The organism is Microcystis panniformis FACHB-1757, assembly GCF_001264245.1.
GTDB classification, from domain to species: domain Bacteria; phylum Cyanobacteriota; class Cyanobacteriia; order Cyanobacteriales; family Microcystaceae; genus Microcystis; species Microcystis panniformis.
In genome coordinates, this window is the sequence record NZ_CP011339.1 from 4726133 (window position 1) to 4742077 (window position 15945).

Annotated in this window: 12 protein-coding genes and 3 pseudogenes; 7 read left to right on the plus strand and 8 right to left on the minus strand. The window is 40.8% G+C overall.

Annotated features, from left to right (window positions below):
- The first annotated feature begins 193 nt into the window (after window positions 1–193).
- The 3 genes from VL20_RS22410 (at window position 194) to VL20_RS22420 (ending at window position 4555) form a co-directional block, all read left to right on the plus strand.
- Window positions 194–1615 carry a hypothetical protein gene (locus VL20_RS22410; protein WP_052278548.1) on the plus strand — a complete coding sequence of 474 codons (1422 nt, stop codon included), beginning with the start codon at window positions 194–196 and terminating at the stop codon, window positions 1613–1615.
- On the plus strand, window positions 1584–4091 hold the full coding sequence (locus VL20_RS22415) for a tetratricopeptide repeat protein (protein ID WP_052277858.1): 2508 nt from the start codon (window positions 1584–1586) through the stop codon (window positions 4089–4091). The genes VL20_RS22410 and VL20_RS22415 overlap by 32 nt, the downstream gene beginning before the upstream one ends.
- 254 nt (window positions 4092–4345) lie before the next feature.
- Window positions 4346–4555 (plus strand): hypothetical protein, encoded by a 210-nt coding sequence (locus VL20_RS22420; RefSeq protein ID WP_002760925.1) that lies wholly within the window; start codon window positions 4346–4348, stop codon window positions 4553–4555.
- Window positions 4556–4743: 188 nt separating this feature from the next.
- Here VL20_RS22420 and VL20_RS22425 read toward each other — a convergent pair whose 3' ends face one another.
- From VL20_RS22425 to VL20_RS31335, 8 genes and pseudogenes are all read right to left on the minus strand, one after another.
- A complete protein-coding gene (locus VL20_RS22425; RefSeq protein ID WP_052277859.1) occupies window positions 4744–5709 on the minus strand; it encodes a permease in 966 nt (321 codons plus the stop codon).
- A gap of 280 nt (window positions 5710–5989) precedes the next feature.
- On the minus strand, window positions 5990–7327 hold the full coding sequence (locus VL20_RS22430; RefSeq protein WP_052277860.1) for an anthranilate synthase component I: 1338 nt from the start codon (window positions 7325–7327) through the stop codon (window positions 5990–5992).
- A gap of 129 nt (window positions 7328–7456) precedes the next feature.
- Entirely contained in the window at window positions 7457–7834 is a 378-nt protein-coding gene (locus VL20_RS22435) for a hypothetical protein (protein ID WP_052277861.1), read from the minus strand.
- Between the two features lie 36 nt (window positions 7835–7870).
- Complete coding sequence (locus tag VL20_RS22440) at window positions 7871–9589, minus strand: ABC1 kinase family protein (protein WP_002788657.1); 1719 nt, start codon at window positions 9587–9589, stop codon at window positions 7871–7873.
- Between the two features lie 494 nt (window positions 9590–10083).
- Window positions 10084–11100 (minus strand): annotated as a pseudogene (locus VL20_RS30070) (IS630 family transposase).
- Window positions 11101–11504: 404 nt separating this feature from the next.
- Window positions 11505–11789: a hypothetical protein gene (locus VL20_RS22455; protein WP_249265013.1), complete on the minus strand. Its 285-nt coding sequence runs from the start codon at window positions 11787–11789 to the stop codon at window positions 11505–11507.
- Between the two features lie 197 nt (window positions 11790–11986).
- On the minus strand, window positions 11987–12160 hold the full coding sequence (locus VL20_RS31330) for a hypothetical protein (protein ID WP_004161782.1): 174 nt from the start codon (window positions 12158–12160) through the stop codon (window positions 11987–11989).
- A 237-nt stretch (window positions 12161–12397) separates the two neighbouring features.
- A complete protein-coding gene (locus VL20_RS31335; RefSeq protein WP_004161781.1) occupies window positions 12398–12571 on the minus strand; it encodes a hypothetical protein in 174 nt (57 codons plus the stop codon).
- Between the two features lie 179 nt (window positions 12572–12750).
- Between VL20_RS31335 and VL20_RS30075 the strand changes: the two are divergent.
- From VL20_RS30075 to VL20_RS22470, 4 genes and pseudogenes are all read left to right on the plus strand, one after another.
- A pseudogene (locus VL20_RS30075) lies at window positions 12751–13207 on the plus strand (ISNCY family transposase); the annotation flags it as partial.
- 174 nt (window positions 13208–13381) lie between these two features.
- Window positions 13382–13739: pseudogene (locus tag VL20_RS30080) on the plus strand (IS1 family transposase); the annotation flags it as partial.
- Window positions 13740–14019: 280 nt separating this feature from the next.
- The gene (locus tag VL20_RS22465; RefSeq protein ID WP_369800417.1) at window positions 14020–14202 is read left to right on the plus strand and encodes a hypothetical protein; all 183 of its coding nucleotides are present in this window, start codon (window positions 14020–14022) and stop codon (window positions 14200–14202) included.
- Window positions 14203–14434: 232 nt separating this feature from the next.
- On the plus strand, window positions 14435–15589 hold the full coding sequence (locus VL20_RS22470; protein WP_052275466.1) for an ISL3 family transposase: 1155 nt from the start codon (window positions 14435–14437) through the stop codon (window positions 15587–15589).
- Window positions 15590–15945 lie beyond the last annotated feature (356 nt).

Genomic DNA, 15945 nt, shown 5'->3' on the forward strand with positions numbered 1-15945 from the left:
GACTACAGAAAGCTGATTTTTCCCGCTTGGATATGGTTTGCTGAATAATTAGGTGGGTATTAAAAACTTTCAGATGCCCCCCTTATTAAGGGGGATTAAGGGGGGATCGAACCTAAAATCCATTTTTAATTTAATTATAACCAGCTACTTATATAATAAAAAGTATCTCCAGAGAATGATTTTTCCTGTCTCTATGCAACACCCCTCTCTGACTCGCTTTGAACCGGCGACTACTCTTGATGAAATCTATTTAACTATATCTCCTGAACCCCTATTAACTCAGAAGGAAATAGATGCTTTTTATCGAGAAGAAATGAATAAGGTGAGAGGGGAAGATAAAATTCAGCGTCTAAAATTAGGGTTAAAACGGGTCATAGATACGCAACAATATTACAAAGCCTGTTTAATGGGACACACGGGGGTAGGCAAATCGACAGAATTAACTCGTTTAATTAATGATCCTGAGATTAAACAGCATTTTGAACCCCTGCGATTTAGTGTTTTAAGTGAACTCGATGCGATTAATTTCAGTCCCCTTGATGTGTTTCTCTTTATGGTGGTAGAAATTGTTGAGAAAACCGCTAAAATTTCTCGACAACCCAGTGATGAAAATTTACAAAAGCTTTGGGATTGGTTTAGTTCTGAAGAATTTACCCGAAAGGAAACCAGAGAAAGTCAAATCAAAACGGAAGCAGGAGCGGGAGTAAAGGAAGATTCTTTCTGGAATAAAATTCTCGGACTTTTTGCCTCTCTCAAGGGAGAATTCCGGTTTGCTTACTCGCGAGAGAAAAAAGTTATTGAATACCGTCTTTCCCGTTCCAGAGATTTAATTAATATTGCTAATCAACTCCTGAAAGAGTGTAATCAGAACTTACAGGAAACTATGCAGAGAAGCTGGTTAATTATTGGAGAGGACTTCGATAAAGCTGGTGTTTCACAAGAAGCGGTCAGGGATTTATTTTTAAACTATTCTAACATTTTCAAAGATTTAGACATTCACATTATTTTTAATATTCCGATTGGATTGTATAATTCATCTCCCGGGATTAACCTCACTTTTGGCCATAATCTCCTAATTCCCGATACTCCAGTTTTTTGCCAAAAAGATCATACTCCTAACCAAAAAGGACGGGAAGCAGTGAGAAAAGTTTTAGAAGCAAGAATTAAATCTAATTTATTTGAAGATGGACAAATAGAGCGGATTATTATTGCCTCTGGTGGCAATATCAGAGATTTATTTTATTTAGTTAGAGAAGCTTCTGATGAGGCAATTCTCAATCAACAAAATCTGATCATGTCTAGTCATATTAGCAGGGCAATTCGCAGTTTAAGAACAGAATATGAAAGACGTTTAGGCCAAAATCCTTATGATATCGATTCTGTTAGTTATGGGGATAAGGTATTATTGTTAAAACGAATTTATGATGCTAATCCAGAAGCACAAATTCCCAATGAGATATTATACGCTTTATTAAATGATCGTGCGATTCAAGAAGTAGATGGAGACGGGGAAAGATGCTTTATGGTGCATCCCCTTGTGGTTGATATTTTAAATGCTCAAGGTCATATTCCTACTGCTCCCGATGGAGGTGTCCCCGGTGGTACATCAAGTTAATCAAACTAATCAATCGGAGTTAGAACCGGGTACTATTTCCCATACAGCAGCTCGTTTGCTATTATGGGGACGAAGACCATCTAGAGGTTTAGCTAGGGTGGAATTTTATGATGAGTTTTCCCGTCAGCAAGTAGTTAGAGAATTAGAGAATAAACTGCAAGAACAAGGCATTATTTTTTATAAAATTGTCTTACCAATATGGGAAAAACCCTCTTTTGTCTTGAACTTCTTGTTAACACAATTGGCAGAATTGGAGTCGGGAGTAGTATCAATTACTGGTTTTGAAACCGCTTTTTCTGATGTTTCCCTAGTAGATGCCTTGCAATTAATTAATTTCAATCGAGAAAATTTAGCTCGCTTTAATCTCCGACAAATTTGGTGGATGAATCATGATTTTACTAACAAAGTTATTCGGTATATGCCAGATTTAAATTCTTGGTTTTTCCTGCGATTACTTTTAACAGAAAATTCAACCCAAGCTACCAAATATAATCAGCTATTTACCGATAAAAATACAGTTCATGATCCCTATAATTTACCAGGAACAGCAGTTAACTTTGTTGGTAGAGAACAGGAATTATCCCGGATTCATCAAGCTTTTCAGCAATCTTCCCTAATTGTTTTAAGTGGGATGGGAGGTTCGGGAAAAACTGAATTAGCTTTACAGTATGCTTGGCAACATAAAGGGGATTATCCTGCGGGTATTTGTTGGATAAATGTCCTTAACAGTGACCCCGGTTTAGCTATTTTATTTTTTGCCAGAGAATACCTGGGTTTAAACATCCCCAATCAGGGAACCTTAAGTGAACGAGTGCGTTACTGTTGGCAAAATTGGCCCGAGGGAAATGCTTTAATTATTTTTGATGATGTGCGTGACTACGACCAAATTAAATCTTATCTACCACCGGGAAAAGAATCTCGTTTTCGGGTTTTGATTACCACTCGCTTTAGTTACTTAGGGGTATCGCTATCAACGATAAACTTAGATGTTCTCACAGCAGCGCAAGCTTTAGATTTACTGCAAACCTACTTAGGAAAAGAACGTCTAACCGCGGAGTTAGAGGCAGCCAAGCAACTTTGTCAGTGTTTAGGATATTTGCCTCTAGGATTACAATTACTAGGCAGTTTTCTGAGACAAGAAACCACTGAAACTTTAGCAAATATCAAGGAAAAATTCCCGAAGAAAGGCTTAAAATATCTCAACTCTGATAAGGAGGAAGTCCGCAGTATTAAAACAATTCTGGAACTCAGTTGGCAACTGTTAGAAACAGAAGAACAAAAATTAGCTCTTTATCTCAGTTTATTTGCTTCGGCACCTTTTCCCAAGCACTTAATCATCAGTTTATTTTCTGATGAAGCTAAAGACGAGATAGAAAAATGGTTAACCGATAGCTTGGTTAAGCTTAATTTGCTGAAATCTTTAGGCAATCAATGGTATCAACTGCATCCCCTCATCCGTCTTTATCTACGGGAAAAATTAGAAGGTTCCGAGATAGCCAATACCGCAAAAAGTCGTTATTGTACGGTGATGACAGATACATCGAGAACAGTCCCCCAAACTCCTACTCTAGATATTATTCAAAATCTGACTCCCTTAATTCCCCATATTGAACAAGCTGTCAGGGAATATCCCCAATATATCGCTGATGAGGATTTAGTTTCGTCCTATACGGGTTTAGCTTGGTACTATAACGGACAAGGATTGTATGCTATTGCTGAACCTTACTGTCAAGCTTGTTTAACCGCAACTCGAACCCGCTTAGGAGAAAATCATCTCGATGTGGCAACTTCCCTCAACAATTTAGCACACTTGTACGAATCCCAAGGCAGGTACACAGAAGCAGAACCTCTCTATCTAGAAGCATTAGATTTGTATAAACGACTCTTAGGAGACAATCATCCCGATGTGGCAACTTCCCTCAACAATTTAGCACTATTGTACTATTCCCAAGGTAGGTACAAAGAAGCGGAACCTCTCTATCTAGAAGCATTAGATTTGTATAAACAACTCTTAGGAGACAATCATCCCCATGTGGCAACTTCCCTCAACAATTTAGCAGCATTGTACGATTCCCAAGGCAGGTACACAGAAGCAGAACCTCTCTATCTAGAAGCATTAGATTTGAGAAAACGACTCTTAGGAGACAATCATCCCGATGTAGCAACTTCCCTCAACAATTTAGCAGCATTGTACGATTCCCAAGGCAGGTACACAGAAGCAGAACCTCTCTATCTAGAAGCATTAGATTTGAGAAAACGACTCTTAGGAGACAATCATCCCTCTGTGGCACTTTCCCTCAACAATTTAGCAGCATTGTACTGTTACCAAGGCAGGTACACAGAAGCAGAACCTCTCTATCTAGAAGCGATTAAGATTGCTACCCAAGTATTAGGGAAAAATCATCCCCATACCCAAACAATTATGGAGAACTATAAAACTATGTTGTCGCAACTCCGGCAGGCAGAATTAAGATGAGTTAGAGTTTAAATGCTTGGGAAAATAGGGCTTGTAGGCGCAGGGATTTTCCATTATGAATATAATATCATGTCAAGGGGCTTTTGTCAAGAGAAAATTTTGACAACATCCAGAAAAACCTAGCCGATTGTAGGGGTAATTCATGAATTACCCCTACACCTATTACCTAGTCCAGTAACCCACCACCTAATCATCGACTATGATGGAATTAATCACTGATAACTGATTACTGATTACTGATTACTGATAAAGCTATGACACTCAAAGAACAACTAATTAAAGAAATCGAGCAGACACCTGACACCCTTTTGACTGAATTACTTGACTTTTTGCTCTTTATCAAAGAACGACATACTGCAATAGAAATTACAGAAGAAGAGCAAGCTAACATAATCGCTTCTGAATCAGCTTATCAAGCAGGAGACTATCTAACCCTCGAAGAATATGAGGCAACTCAAGCGTGAACTACAGAGTTATTATTCCGAAACCCATTCAAAAACAACTAAACAACTCCGGCAAGCAGAATCAGGATGAGTTAGAGTTTAAATGCTTAGGAAAATAGGGCTTGTAGGCGCACGGATTTTCCATTATGAATATAGTATCATGTCAAGGGGCTTTTGTCAAGAGAAAATTTTTCTGATCCGGAAGGAATTCAACCTAGATAGAAACTGAGGATCAGAGCCACTAAAAAAGTCATTAACAGGCATAAAATTCCGAAATAAAGGACGATTTTAGGACGGAAAGCTGATAGGAGGAGGATAAAAGCTTTAATATCAATGAGGGAAGCAACCAGTAAAAAAGCTAGAGTGGAACCCACGGACAGATTAGTAATTAAAGAACCGGGGACAAAAGAGCTAAGACTAGCATTAACAGCGAGAGTGAAACCAAAGAACAACTGCACGAGAATTTGAGTAGCGGGAGTATTCCCCCAGGCAATTAATTGACTCTGAGGTAATAATAGCTGAAAGACACTAGCGATCGCACAGCCAATAATTAATAATCCCCCTAATTCCAGTGCTTCATCGATAAAGTTATCGAGAAATAACTGCACAGAAATTGGCCAAGCTTGCCTATCTCTAGTTTTATACTCATAAACAAGACTGCCGACTCTTTGTAGGGGTTGACTGGCTGCTTCCTCTGGTAAAAAACTCCCGGAAAGAACTAAACTCGATTCTAGGGGAATTTCGCTATCGGTGCGGGGGTTTTCCCGATAGAAACTAAAGAGAGTGCCGATAACAATTGCCATTAACCAGACCGAAAGCGATCGATAGAAGAAAACACTAGAATAGCTGAAAGTCTGCCAAGTTAGCCAAAGAGTGACGATATTTAGGGTAGGTGCAGCGGTGAGAAAGCTAAACACCACCCCCGGGGGTACTCCCTCTAATAAGAATCTTCTAGCGACGGGAATCGTGCCGTATTGTCCGACGGGTAGAATTAATCCGATGGCACTGCCAACGATCGCTCCTAAGACTCGATTACGGGGAAATATCGCCGCTAATCGCTGTTTATTGACGAAAACCAGCAAAAAACTGGAAACGGCTGTCCCCAAAAGTAAAAAGGGAAGCGAGGTCAAGACTAAACTAAGAAAAAAAGTAACAGCGATAGAAATTTGATTCATGAATAGGGTTCAAGATCGGCAGCTATCCTACAAAATAGCAGATAAGGTAAAAAGTAAAAAGAGCGGTTTTAGATGCAACAATAGGTAGCTGGTTATAATTAAATTAAACATGGATTTTAGGTTCGATCCCCCTAGCCCCCCTTGATAAGGGGGGAAGCCAAAGGCGGGGGATCCCCCTTGATAAGGGGGGTGCCGATCCCCCCTTAGTCCCCCTTAATAAGGGGGGCATCTGATAATTTTTAATGCCTACCTACTTAGGTTAGTTTGTTGAAATCAAAAATTAAAAAGAACGTAAAGCGATTAATTGTGCCTCAGCTTTATGAAGGGATTCTAACCATTCTTTTTCGGGATCGCTATCGGCAACTATTCCCGCTCCCACCTGTCCCCAAACGGTGTTAAAATTCCCTTGAGTGGTCATTAATAGGGTACGGATGAGAATATTCAAATCTAAATGACCCCGTAGGTCAATATAGCCACAGGAACCATAGAATAAATTGCGTCGCATCGGTTCCAATTCTTCGATAATTTCTAGACAGCGAACTTTCGGACAACCGGTAATTGTTCCCCCGGGGAAAAGAGCTTTAATTAAATCAATAGCATGATACTTTTTACCTAATTTTCCTTGAACATTACTGACCAAGTGCATAACATGGCTATAACGCTCGATCGTCAGTAATTCATCCACATCAACCGATCCCCATTCACAAACTCTACCCAGATCATTGCGTTCTAGATCCACTAGCATAATATGCTCGGCCCGCTCTTTTTTATTAGTTAATAGTTCCTCGGCTAATTGTCGATCGAGTGCCTCGGTTTTACCCCGGGGACGGGTTCCAGCGATCGGTCTAGTGCTGGCTATTCCCCTTTCTAATTTTACCAATCTTTCGGGAGAACAACTAATCATTTCTCCCCAAGGGGTGCGCCAATAACTAGCGAAAGGAGAAGGGTTTATCTGTTGTAAACTGCGATAAATTTGCCATCCTTTTGCCCTAGTTGTGCTTTGAAATCTTAGGGATAAATTTGCTTGAAAAATATCGCCTTTTCTGATATAATCTAAGGCTTTTTTAACAGCTTTTTCGTAGTCGAGTTGAGAGGTATAAAAGATTAAGGGAGAGGGATGGGGATCGATCAACTCAAAATCGGGGTTAGTGGTTAAAGATTGTTCGTATTTATCTAAATCTTCGGGTTTAGTGGCAGCTAACCAGAGAATTTGTGCTTGGTGATCGAGAATGGCAAAACTATCCGGTTCATACCAATAAGCGACGGGAAAAGGGAGAGTATCAGCTTTCCTGTCCGGTAATTTTTCTATCTCCCAAGCTAAATCGTAGCCTAACCACCCCAACCAACCGCCATGGAAGGGAAGATGATCGGGAAGAACATCCGATCGGGTTTGGGGGAGTAAACTGCTTAAAAAGGGCAAAATTTCCCCTAGTGCGGGGGTCCAAAGCTGACGCGGGGAACCAGCACAAAGAGAGTAACGGGAAAGGGAATTACCCGGATAGGGACTTTCTAGTAAAGTAGCGATCGCATCTTGGCAGAATAAGCAGGCAAAAACCTCGGAACCAGTGCGCTGATGCAGAGGAAGCGATCGCCAATGCCATGCTAAAGGTTTTTGCATCTAAAATTGCGGGCCAAAATAGCTGGGAAATTGGGTATAACTAGGGTTTTGGTGTTAGTTGTGGGGGAGTTGATCTTTCCTATCTGCTAACACCTATTATCTTAGTCCTAAATGTTTGCTGCCTCCTAATTATCCCCGATAATCGAGGTCAATTTCTTTAGAACCACCGCGCTGTAATTGGCCTAATAATTCCCCTAACTGACTCCAAACCAAACCACCAATAAAGATAGTCATCGGGAGAGAGATAGCGTAGGCAACCCAACCATTGAGAATAAATATATCTAATCCCGAGGCCAGGAAAAGACAGATTCCTACACAAATACCAATAAAAGGAATTTGTAAGGCACTGGATTTTAAAAGATTTTGATCGTCTGAACCCTTATTTTTATACCAATTGTTAACCACTTGCTTGAGACTAGCTTCAAAAGCGGCCCCGCAGGTAATACCGATAAATAAACCGGCAAAAACTAGAAAATAGGGCGGTTGGGGCAGAAAATAATAATCCATAGAAAAAGTGATTAAGCGATGATGACCTTAAACACTTTAACGCGAACTGGTTTCTCGCGGAAGGACAGCGGCCACACCTTGGCTGGATAATTCCCGAAAAGCGCTCATGGCCACATCCAAGAGTCGCCGCGGTTGCAATTCTCCTTGAATTAAACCCCAGAGACGTTGCACTTCGGCAGTGTGGAGACGGTCATCTTCCGTTAAAGCTAATAGCAATTGACGACGCAGATAACGACCTTCTTCCGAGAGAAGAAAAGTGATGCCTAATTGCGCTGTGGGCAGTAAATCGAAGTTACTTTCCGAGCGAGCCATTGTAATCATGTTTTCTAGGCGTTGCCATTGGAATTTACCGTTTTTGAACAGTACATCCAGTAAACGCCGCCGCAGTTGGGGCGATTCCCCGGTCAGGAGACGTTTAGCGACGTAGGGATAGGCTACTTGGACGATTTTGAAGTTAGGATCGAGGGTAAGGGCCACCCCTTCTTGGGTGACGAGGGAACGAATAATCAGGGCGAATTTGGCGGGAATCCGGAAGGGATATTGGTACATCAATTCGGAGAAATCATCGGTAATAGTGCGGAAATTGAAGTCACCGACCCTTTGACCGATGGCATTGCCTAAAACCCGTTCTAGAGCCGGAATAATTGGTTTTATATCGGTTTCTGGGGTTAAAAATCCCAGTTTGACAAAGTTGGCGGCCAGGTTTTCGTAGTCTTTGTTAATTAAATCGACGACGCAACTAGCGAGGGTTTCTTTAGTTTCCTCCTCTAACTGGTCCATCATGCCAAAATCGATATAGGCCATGCGACCATCAAAAGTGGCGAAAAGATTACCCGGATGGGGATCAGCGTGGAAAAAGCCGTGTTCGAGGAGTTGCTGTAATCCAGAGGTTACGCCGATTTTAACGATACTATTGGGGTCTAATCCTAAAGCTTTGATATTCTCGGTATCGGTGAGTTTATAGCCATCAATCCATTCCAGGGTGAGGACGCGGCGACCACTATAACGCCAGTAGATACTGGGAACTTTAACTTCGGGGTTATTTTGGAAGTTGGTGGCGAATTTTTCAGCGTTGCGACCTTCGTTTTGATAGTCGATTTCCTCAAAGAGTTTGGTGCCGAATTCATCGACAATCAGGGTGAGGTCGTGGCCGAGATTGAGGGGTAATAAAGGACCGAATTTTTGGGCAGCCCAGCGCATTAGGTATAAATCGAGGCTTAAAAGCGCCCGCAGCCCCGGTCTTTGCACTTTAACGGCTACTTCTTCGCCGGTGGGTAGAATAGCTTTGTAAACCTGTCCTAAACTAGCGGCAGCCACAGGGGTGGGGGATATTTCCCGATAGGCTTTTTCTACAGGCATTCCCAATTCTGTCTCGATAAGGGCAAAAGCGATGTCGTTATCGAAGGGGGGAAGTTGGTCTTGTAGTTTAACTAATTCGTCTAAAAAGTCTTTGCGAACGAGGTCGGGGCGGGTAGAGAGAGCTTGACCGACTTTGATGAAGGTGGGACCCAAACAGGTGAGAATTTGCCTAAGTTCGCTGGCACGCTGGTATTTATTGGCTTCTTCTTGCTTTGTCCATTTGTCCCAGAGGAGACTGAGGAGAAATAATCCTAAAGACCAAGTAATCACGAAAGCGCGACCGAACAATTGCCAAGGTTTGTAACGGTATTGTTGAGCGATCGCTTCTGCACTGTAAGGAGTGAACTGTGTTTCTTCTCGTTTCCGGTCAGTTTGACTGTCTTGATGCCGACTCACTAGCTAATCTCTATATATCTTACGCCACTTTATATTGTAGCTAAGTTCTTGACATCAGTATACAAAACTACACATTATTTAATAATTGTTATAATTTCCTGAGAAATCATAAGTATTTATTGCTGGACTGCCGGGGAAATTCTCGGCTAGTGGATGTCCTCAAGTACCTGATGGATATTTTCAACAAGCTGTTCTATAAAGTTAACGGCATCATTAACCATATTTTCATCGATATTCCAGCGACTGCCGATTCCATAACTCGGGTCTATACTTTAGACGTTCATAATCTGAGATTTATTAAACTTCTGAAATCGTAGAATCAGCAAGGAATCCAGTTCTTTTTTATGGGTTCTTCGTTACTTGGTATGGTTCGATAGGGGGGCATAAATCGACTAAATCCTTATCTGGCAAGAGACTTAATTGATTAGTTCGCTCTAGAGCAAAAACAATTGACAAAAATCGCTAAATGCCTTTCTATATAAGGGTTCCATCCCTTATAACCCCCGTCCATTGCATAACACAAACCGAAGAGCCTTTTTATGTTTCAAATGGGCATCATTCAAACATTCATAAATGGCTGAAGAAAAGTCAGAACAGTTTTCATAATATTTACCATATAAACATTTCTTTTTGAACAATTTCCACAGCCTTTCAATTAAATTTAGATTAGGTGAATAAGACGGCAGATAGAGCAGTTATATTGACAAAGAAAGAGCTAATTCTTCAACAATTTTACATTTTTGATAGCGGGCATTATCTAAGACTAGAGTGATGGGAATCATTAGTTCTAAAGCAGCTATTTTTTCAAGGAGTTCACAGACTTGAGTTGCCGTAATATAAGTGTCATATGTTACCAGAATAACTTCATGAGTTATTGCATTTAATGCTCCTAAAACATTGAAGCGTTTACGCCCGCTCGGTGACTTAACAAAAAGTCTCTCAAAACACCAAACAAAACCGAGAAATGCTCCCATGACGAAGTGAGCGGCATCAACAAAAAAAACAGCCCTTTTTCCTTCTTTAGCCTCATTTAGTCTGGGTTCTAGCTTTTTTTCTTTGTATTCTTCTTGTTCATCTGGGTCAGCTTTAGAAGGAAGAGAACCTATTTTTAAACATTTCATTCCCAAGGATTTTAAGAATTTTCTTACTTGGGTAGGACTTCGTTTTATTCCCGTCAATTCTTCTATCCTATATACAGCTTCATTTATTGTGGCTGGTGGATTTTTCTCGAAGTATTTTTTGAGGGTTTCTTTTTGAGACTCTAATTCACTTTTAGGGCGATAGAAGTTGATTTCTTTTCATTTTTCTATTCCGCCCTCTTGCTCATCTCGAAGATAGGTTAATAAGGTATTTGGCGAGATTCCTGCTAACTGACAAATTTTTTGGTGCGGTATCTTTTGGCTTTTTAACCAGAGAACTTCCATCTTCAGTTGAACCCGGGGATGGGGATGATGAAATCTTTCATAATACAGTGAGTTCTTTTCTTCTTCCGTGAATTCTAGGTTAATCATGTTTTTAATGAGTGCTTTGCTTCTAGTTATGACTCTTAAACTATATTATTGTCCTTGAGTAAAAAATGCAAGTTGTAGCCGTGCAAAGTATATATCAGCTTCATCGGAAATTTTGGGTCTGAAACCCCGTCGTTCTAGGTTGGCTTTACGTTAGAATTAAAAGGCCAGTCTCGAAAACCAAGTGGACGGCGCAGCACCTTGAAAACTCGGCTTAGGGGGTTCCGACCAGAAAAGCTTGGCCGGGTAAAAAGTCGCGCGCAACAAGTACAAGAAGCTATAGGCGGTCAACGTACCGTGGGACACAGGGAATCGGGCTTCTGAAATGGGGCGAAAGTCTGTGGACTCTGTGTAAGACAGTACATGGTTTTTTAACTGTGGTATGCGACGGTGGTGGAAGCAGAAACTTAAATCGTGAGGTTTAGGAATCGCCGCACTTTTAGGGCGGCGAGGATGTCAAGGGCGATTTGGTTCCTTCGATCAACAATTGCGCTAAGTTGGCTTTTAATATCTTTAGCTGGTTTATTTAGTTTGCCGGCCACTTCTTCCCACAATTTCTTGGCTGAAATTAGTCTAATGGCCTCCGCTATCTTGTCCGGTTGTTGATAGCTTTTATAGCTGAGGTTTTCTCTAATTTCATCCTCTAGCCAATAATTACTATTAAGTTTGTTAGTGAGAAGATTTTCAATCATTGGTAGTACCTCGGAAATTGAGCGAGATTCTTGATCAAAAAAAGAACCGTAGTTTTGTTGAATTTCGTTCTCTAACCAAGAGCCAAGGCTCTTCTGGTTTCTGTGTGGAAACGGGGTCTATACTGATAGTTTCTTCAGCAAAATAGTCCTAAAAGTCTTTCCCAGTAAATATTTCACGATTCTATAAGCAAAAATTATCACACAAAGTCGAGAAGAGCCGAGCCAATACTAATAGCTATCAATCGTTGTTGTCGTGCGCCATCCAAGGAGACTTGAAAACGAGAAAAGGCAGAAGGTTCTGAACGTTGACCTCGATAAATTTCCAGCATTCCTAGAGCAACCACTTCGTGAATATAATAATCTAAAGGCAAAATCTCAAAAACCGCTGAGAGGTAAGATGAAAGCCACGGCAGCCTCTGTGGCCTCTCAGCCTATCGCCTGTGGCTGTTAGGTAGTGTCTAGCTAATGACCAACTTCCAGGCTGAGACCGTTCTGGGGAGAGGCCCCCGCTCTGAGCAGCTCCGGCAGATAGGAAACGGTTTTATCCCCCAAACAGCGGGACAGCAAATATTGCCAGAAAGAAACTGCCAACTTCCGGCAAGTCTTTTTCAGTCCCGTAAAGGTATCCCGATCTCGACGGCCATCGTCATGGCGGGTTCCCCCACTAAGCGCCGAGTCACATACTCTCGGATGTCAGATTCAGCCCCCTTGGTATGGAGTGGGACTTGGGCGGCATCTAACACTCGCAGTAACTCCTGTTTGTGAACACAGGACTGTTCCAAGGCGAGATTGAGGCTAACATGATGGGGGTAGCGCCGCCCAAAAATCTGATCAAAGCGCTGGTCGGTAATGATTCGGTAGTAGTGGCGTAGCTCTCTTGCTTACCTGGTATGAATTGTGTAAAATATTTATTAATAAAAATAATTGGAACCCGCTCAGTCTTTAAACCTCTAGCTTGCTCATGACTTTTCTGATAAATATCTTTTTCTGGCTCCTGTCTGGCTTACTCAAATATCAGTCTAGCGCCGAACAAAGTACCCCCCCTAGTTCACCTCTATTCCCCTGTCAAGCGTTGTGGTTCTCACCATACTATCAAGAATGGTTCTATTCCTAAGGGAAAACCCAAACGTCAAGGGAAAGAATGTGGTCGTCAGTTGGTGATCAATCCCACTAATAAAACCGTCTCTGACGAAACCAAACAATTAATTGATCAACTCTTGCTCGAACGAATTTCCTGACGAGGAATTGCTAGAGTAACAGGGGTAAGTTGGTCATGTTTACAAAATTATGTCAACAATAAACTGGCGGCTGTCCCCGGTCAAATCAAGGGTTCGGACAAACCAAAAGGTAAATTGGTTATAGAATGTGATGAGATGTGGTCTTTGGTTTTTTCTAAGACGATAAAGGTTTATATTTGGGGTTCTTCGTTACTTGGTATGATTCGATATGGGGGCATAAATCGACTAAATCCTTATCTGGTAAGAGATTTAATTGATTAGTTCGCTCTAGATCAAAAACAATTGACAAAAATGGCCAAATGCTTTTCTACATAAGGGTTCCATCCCTTATATCCCCCGTCCATTGCATAACACAAACCGAAGAGCCATATTTGGCAGTTAATTGATAGAAATACAAGGGAAATTATTGGTGGCTATGCGCGGAGATAGGAGTCGTCAATCAGCCAAAAAACTTTGGGGCTAGTTTACCCGGTGTTTACCGACAATGCGCGGTTGCTTACACAGACTTTTGGGAGTCCTATAAGACAGTAATTCCTCGTAAACGTCATCGACCGGTCGGAAAAGAAACTGGTCAAACCAATCCTATTGAAAGATTAAATAATACCTTTCGACAAAGGATTTCTCGGTTGGTGAGAGAGAGTCTATCTTTCTCTAAAAAAATGGAGAATCACGTTGGGGAACCCTTTGGTATTTTATCCATGACTACAATGCACAGCAAAGCAAAGGATTAAGCCGCCATCACTACTACCGAATCACCACCCACCTGTTTTTGCTCGGCCACCAGGTTCAGCAACCAGTTGAGCAAGGGGGTGCGTTCGCTTTCAGGGATCTCGATGGGAAGAAGCATATCCTTAAGTTAAAGCAGATTTTCGTCCTCAGTGCAACCTAAGTCGATGCTTTCTCACGAGTGCGGGTTCATTTTCTAGGTTGACTTCGGCTTCCTTACCAGCATTTATTGAGATGTTGCTAATTTTAGTCCCGACGGCAAGACTTTGGTGAGCGGTAGTTATGACAAAACTATCAAACTCTGGAATGTAGAAACAGACTGGGATTTATGGGATTTAGATGCTTTAATGGGGCGTAGTTGCGATTGGGTGCGGGTTTATTTAGAGAATAATATTAATGTCAGCAAGGAAGATAGGCCTTTGTGTGATGGGATTGGTACAAAGAATTAGCCCACCAATTTAATAATAAAGTTGATCTGTTACAGCCGATTGTTAATTTAGGTTTTTTTTCAGAGATAATCGCCACAAACAAAAACATAAATCGTAGTGGATTGTTTCAGCTAATTTGGTGTATTAGAAAAATGCTATAAATTCTATAATCTAAGACTTTAAGCCGAAATCTAGGCTCTTCTAGGTTCTGTGTGAGCATGGTATAATAGTAACACAGAACAGGAGGTGGGTTATGTGGATAAATTTTGATCAACTCCTCGATTTACCAAATGTAACAGTGGTCAATTATCAAAAAATTGCTCAGACAATTTTCCTAAAGCTTGCTCTTTTAAATGAAACAATTGAATGTCCGAATTGCCATCAAACCTTAGACAGAATCAATCAGACAGAGTATAATCTAGTCAGAGACTTGTCAATATTAGGTAATCCAGTATATTTAGAAGTACCACGCCGTCAGTTTCATTGTCAAAAGTGCCAAAAGTATATCAGCGAAAGACTGAGTTTTATGAGATTAAGACAGCATCATACAATTCGCTATGAATCGATGATTTATGAGAGAGTAAAAAATTGTAGCATCGAAGAAATAAGTCGAGAAGAAGGGTTAGGATGGTCAGAAGTTGAGTTAATATTTAATCACTGTGCTAAAGAACTAGAAAAGGAAGAGTGGGAAGCACCAGAACGAATAAGCTTAGATGAATTTAGTAACTTAAAAGGACATAAAGATTTCATCACAACGGTCGTAGATATGGACAAGAAAATTTTACTAGATGTGATTAAAGGACATAAGCAAGAAGAATTAATGGAAGCCTTAAAAGCACAGCCAGACGCAGTTCGGGAGAAAGTGAAAGAAGTGAGCGTCGATATGTGGTCAGGATTTACAGCAGTGATCAAGGAATTATTTCCCAATGCTAAAATCATCTATGACCGTTTTCATGTAATGGCTATCATCAATGACGAGCTTAATAAATTGAGAAAGTTAATGGGGGTGCATGAAAAAGGATTACCTCATTTATTATGGAAGAATAAAGAGGACTTAAAGGACGAGCAAAAACAACAACTAGAAGTTATTCTGAAAGAACATCCATGCTTAGGAATAGCCTGGGAAATGAAAGAAGAAATTAGACAAATTTATCAAAGTAGTAGAACGTTCAGAGGTGCTGAGAGAAAATTGGAAAAATGGATAAGAATAGGCGGGATATTATATGAAAGTAGTGCCAGGATGATCCAGAAGCATTTGCCAGGTATTTGTAATTACTTTGAAAATCAGACAACCAACGGATTAATTGAGGGAATGAATACCAAAATAAAGCTTATTAAAAGAATGAGTTATGGATTTACCAATTTTGAACATCTTCGACTTAAGCTGTTTGCTTGCTTTAATTCATAACAAAAATTAACACACGAAAACCAGAAGAGCCAAATCTATTGCCCTATTTTAGCTGAAACAGTCCAGTAGGGTGCGTTAGCCAAAGCGTAACGCACCAATTTAATAATTAGGGTCTGCTGAAAAAGTTTTTCCTGGGGGTAGGAGTCAGTAGCCGGTCGTCAGTAGCCGGTCGTTTCAGGCTTTGTTGCCCTTGTTTTTTGTACCAATTAATGTACTACAAGAAGGATAATGCAAGGTTTTTGAAAGTCCCAATCCTATTTTCTTGCACTAACATCGGACTTTAACAGGTCAAAAGCTTTATTTTAAAAGGGTTTTACCATTATTCAGCAAGCCCTAATTAAGTTGGTGCGTGGGGC

Excerpts from the sequence above, each read along its gene's own strand:
- VL20_RS22415 (WP_052277858.1), top strand. The coding sequence starts at position 1,584 with ATGGAGGTGTCCCCGGTGGTACATCAAGTTAATCAAACTAATCAATCG.
- VL20_RS22410 (WP_052278548.1), top strand. The coding sequence starts at position 194 with ATGCAACACCCCTCTCTGACTCGCTTTGAACCGGCGACTACTCTTGAT.
- VL20_RS22435 (WP_052277861.1), bottom strand. The coding sequence starts at position 7,834 with ATGGATTATTATTTTCTGCCCCAACCGCCCTATTTTCTAGTTTTTGCC.
- VL20_RS22425 (WP_052277859.1), bottom strand. The coding sequence starts at position 5,709 with ATGAATCAAATTTCTATCGCTGTTACTTTTTTTCTTAGTTTAGTCTTG.
- VL20_RS22420 (WP_002760925.1), top strand. The coding sequence starts at position 4,346 with ATGACACTCAAAGAACAACTAATTAAAGAAATCGAGCAGACACCTGAC.
- VL20_RS22430 (WP_052277860.1), bottom strand. The coding sequence starts at position 7,327 with ATGCAAAAACCTTTAGCATGGCATTGGCGATCGCTTCCTCTGCATCAG.
- VL20_RS22470 (WP_052275466.1), top strand. The coding sequence starts at position 14,435 with ATGTGGATAAATTTTGATCAACTCCTCGATTTACCAAATGTAACAGTG.
- VL20_RS22455 (WP_249265013.1), bottom strand. The coding sequence starts at position 11,789 with ATGATTGAAAATCTTCTCACTAACAAACTTAATAGTAATTATTGGCTA.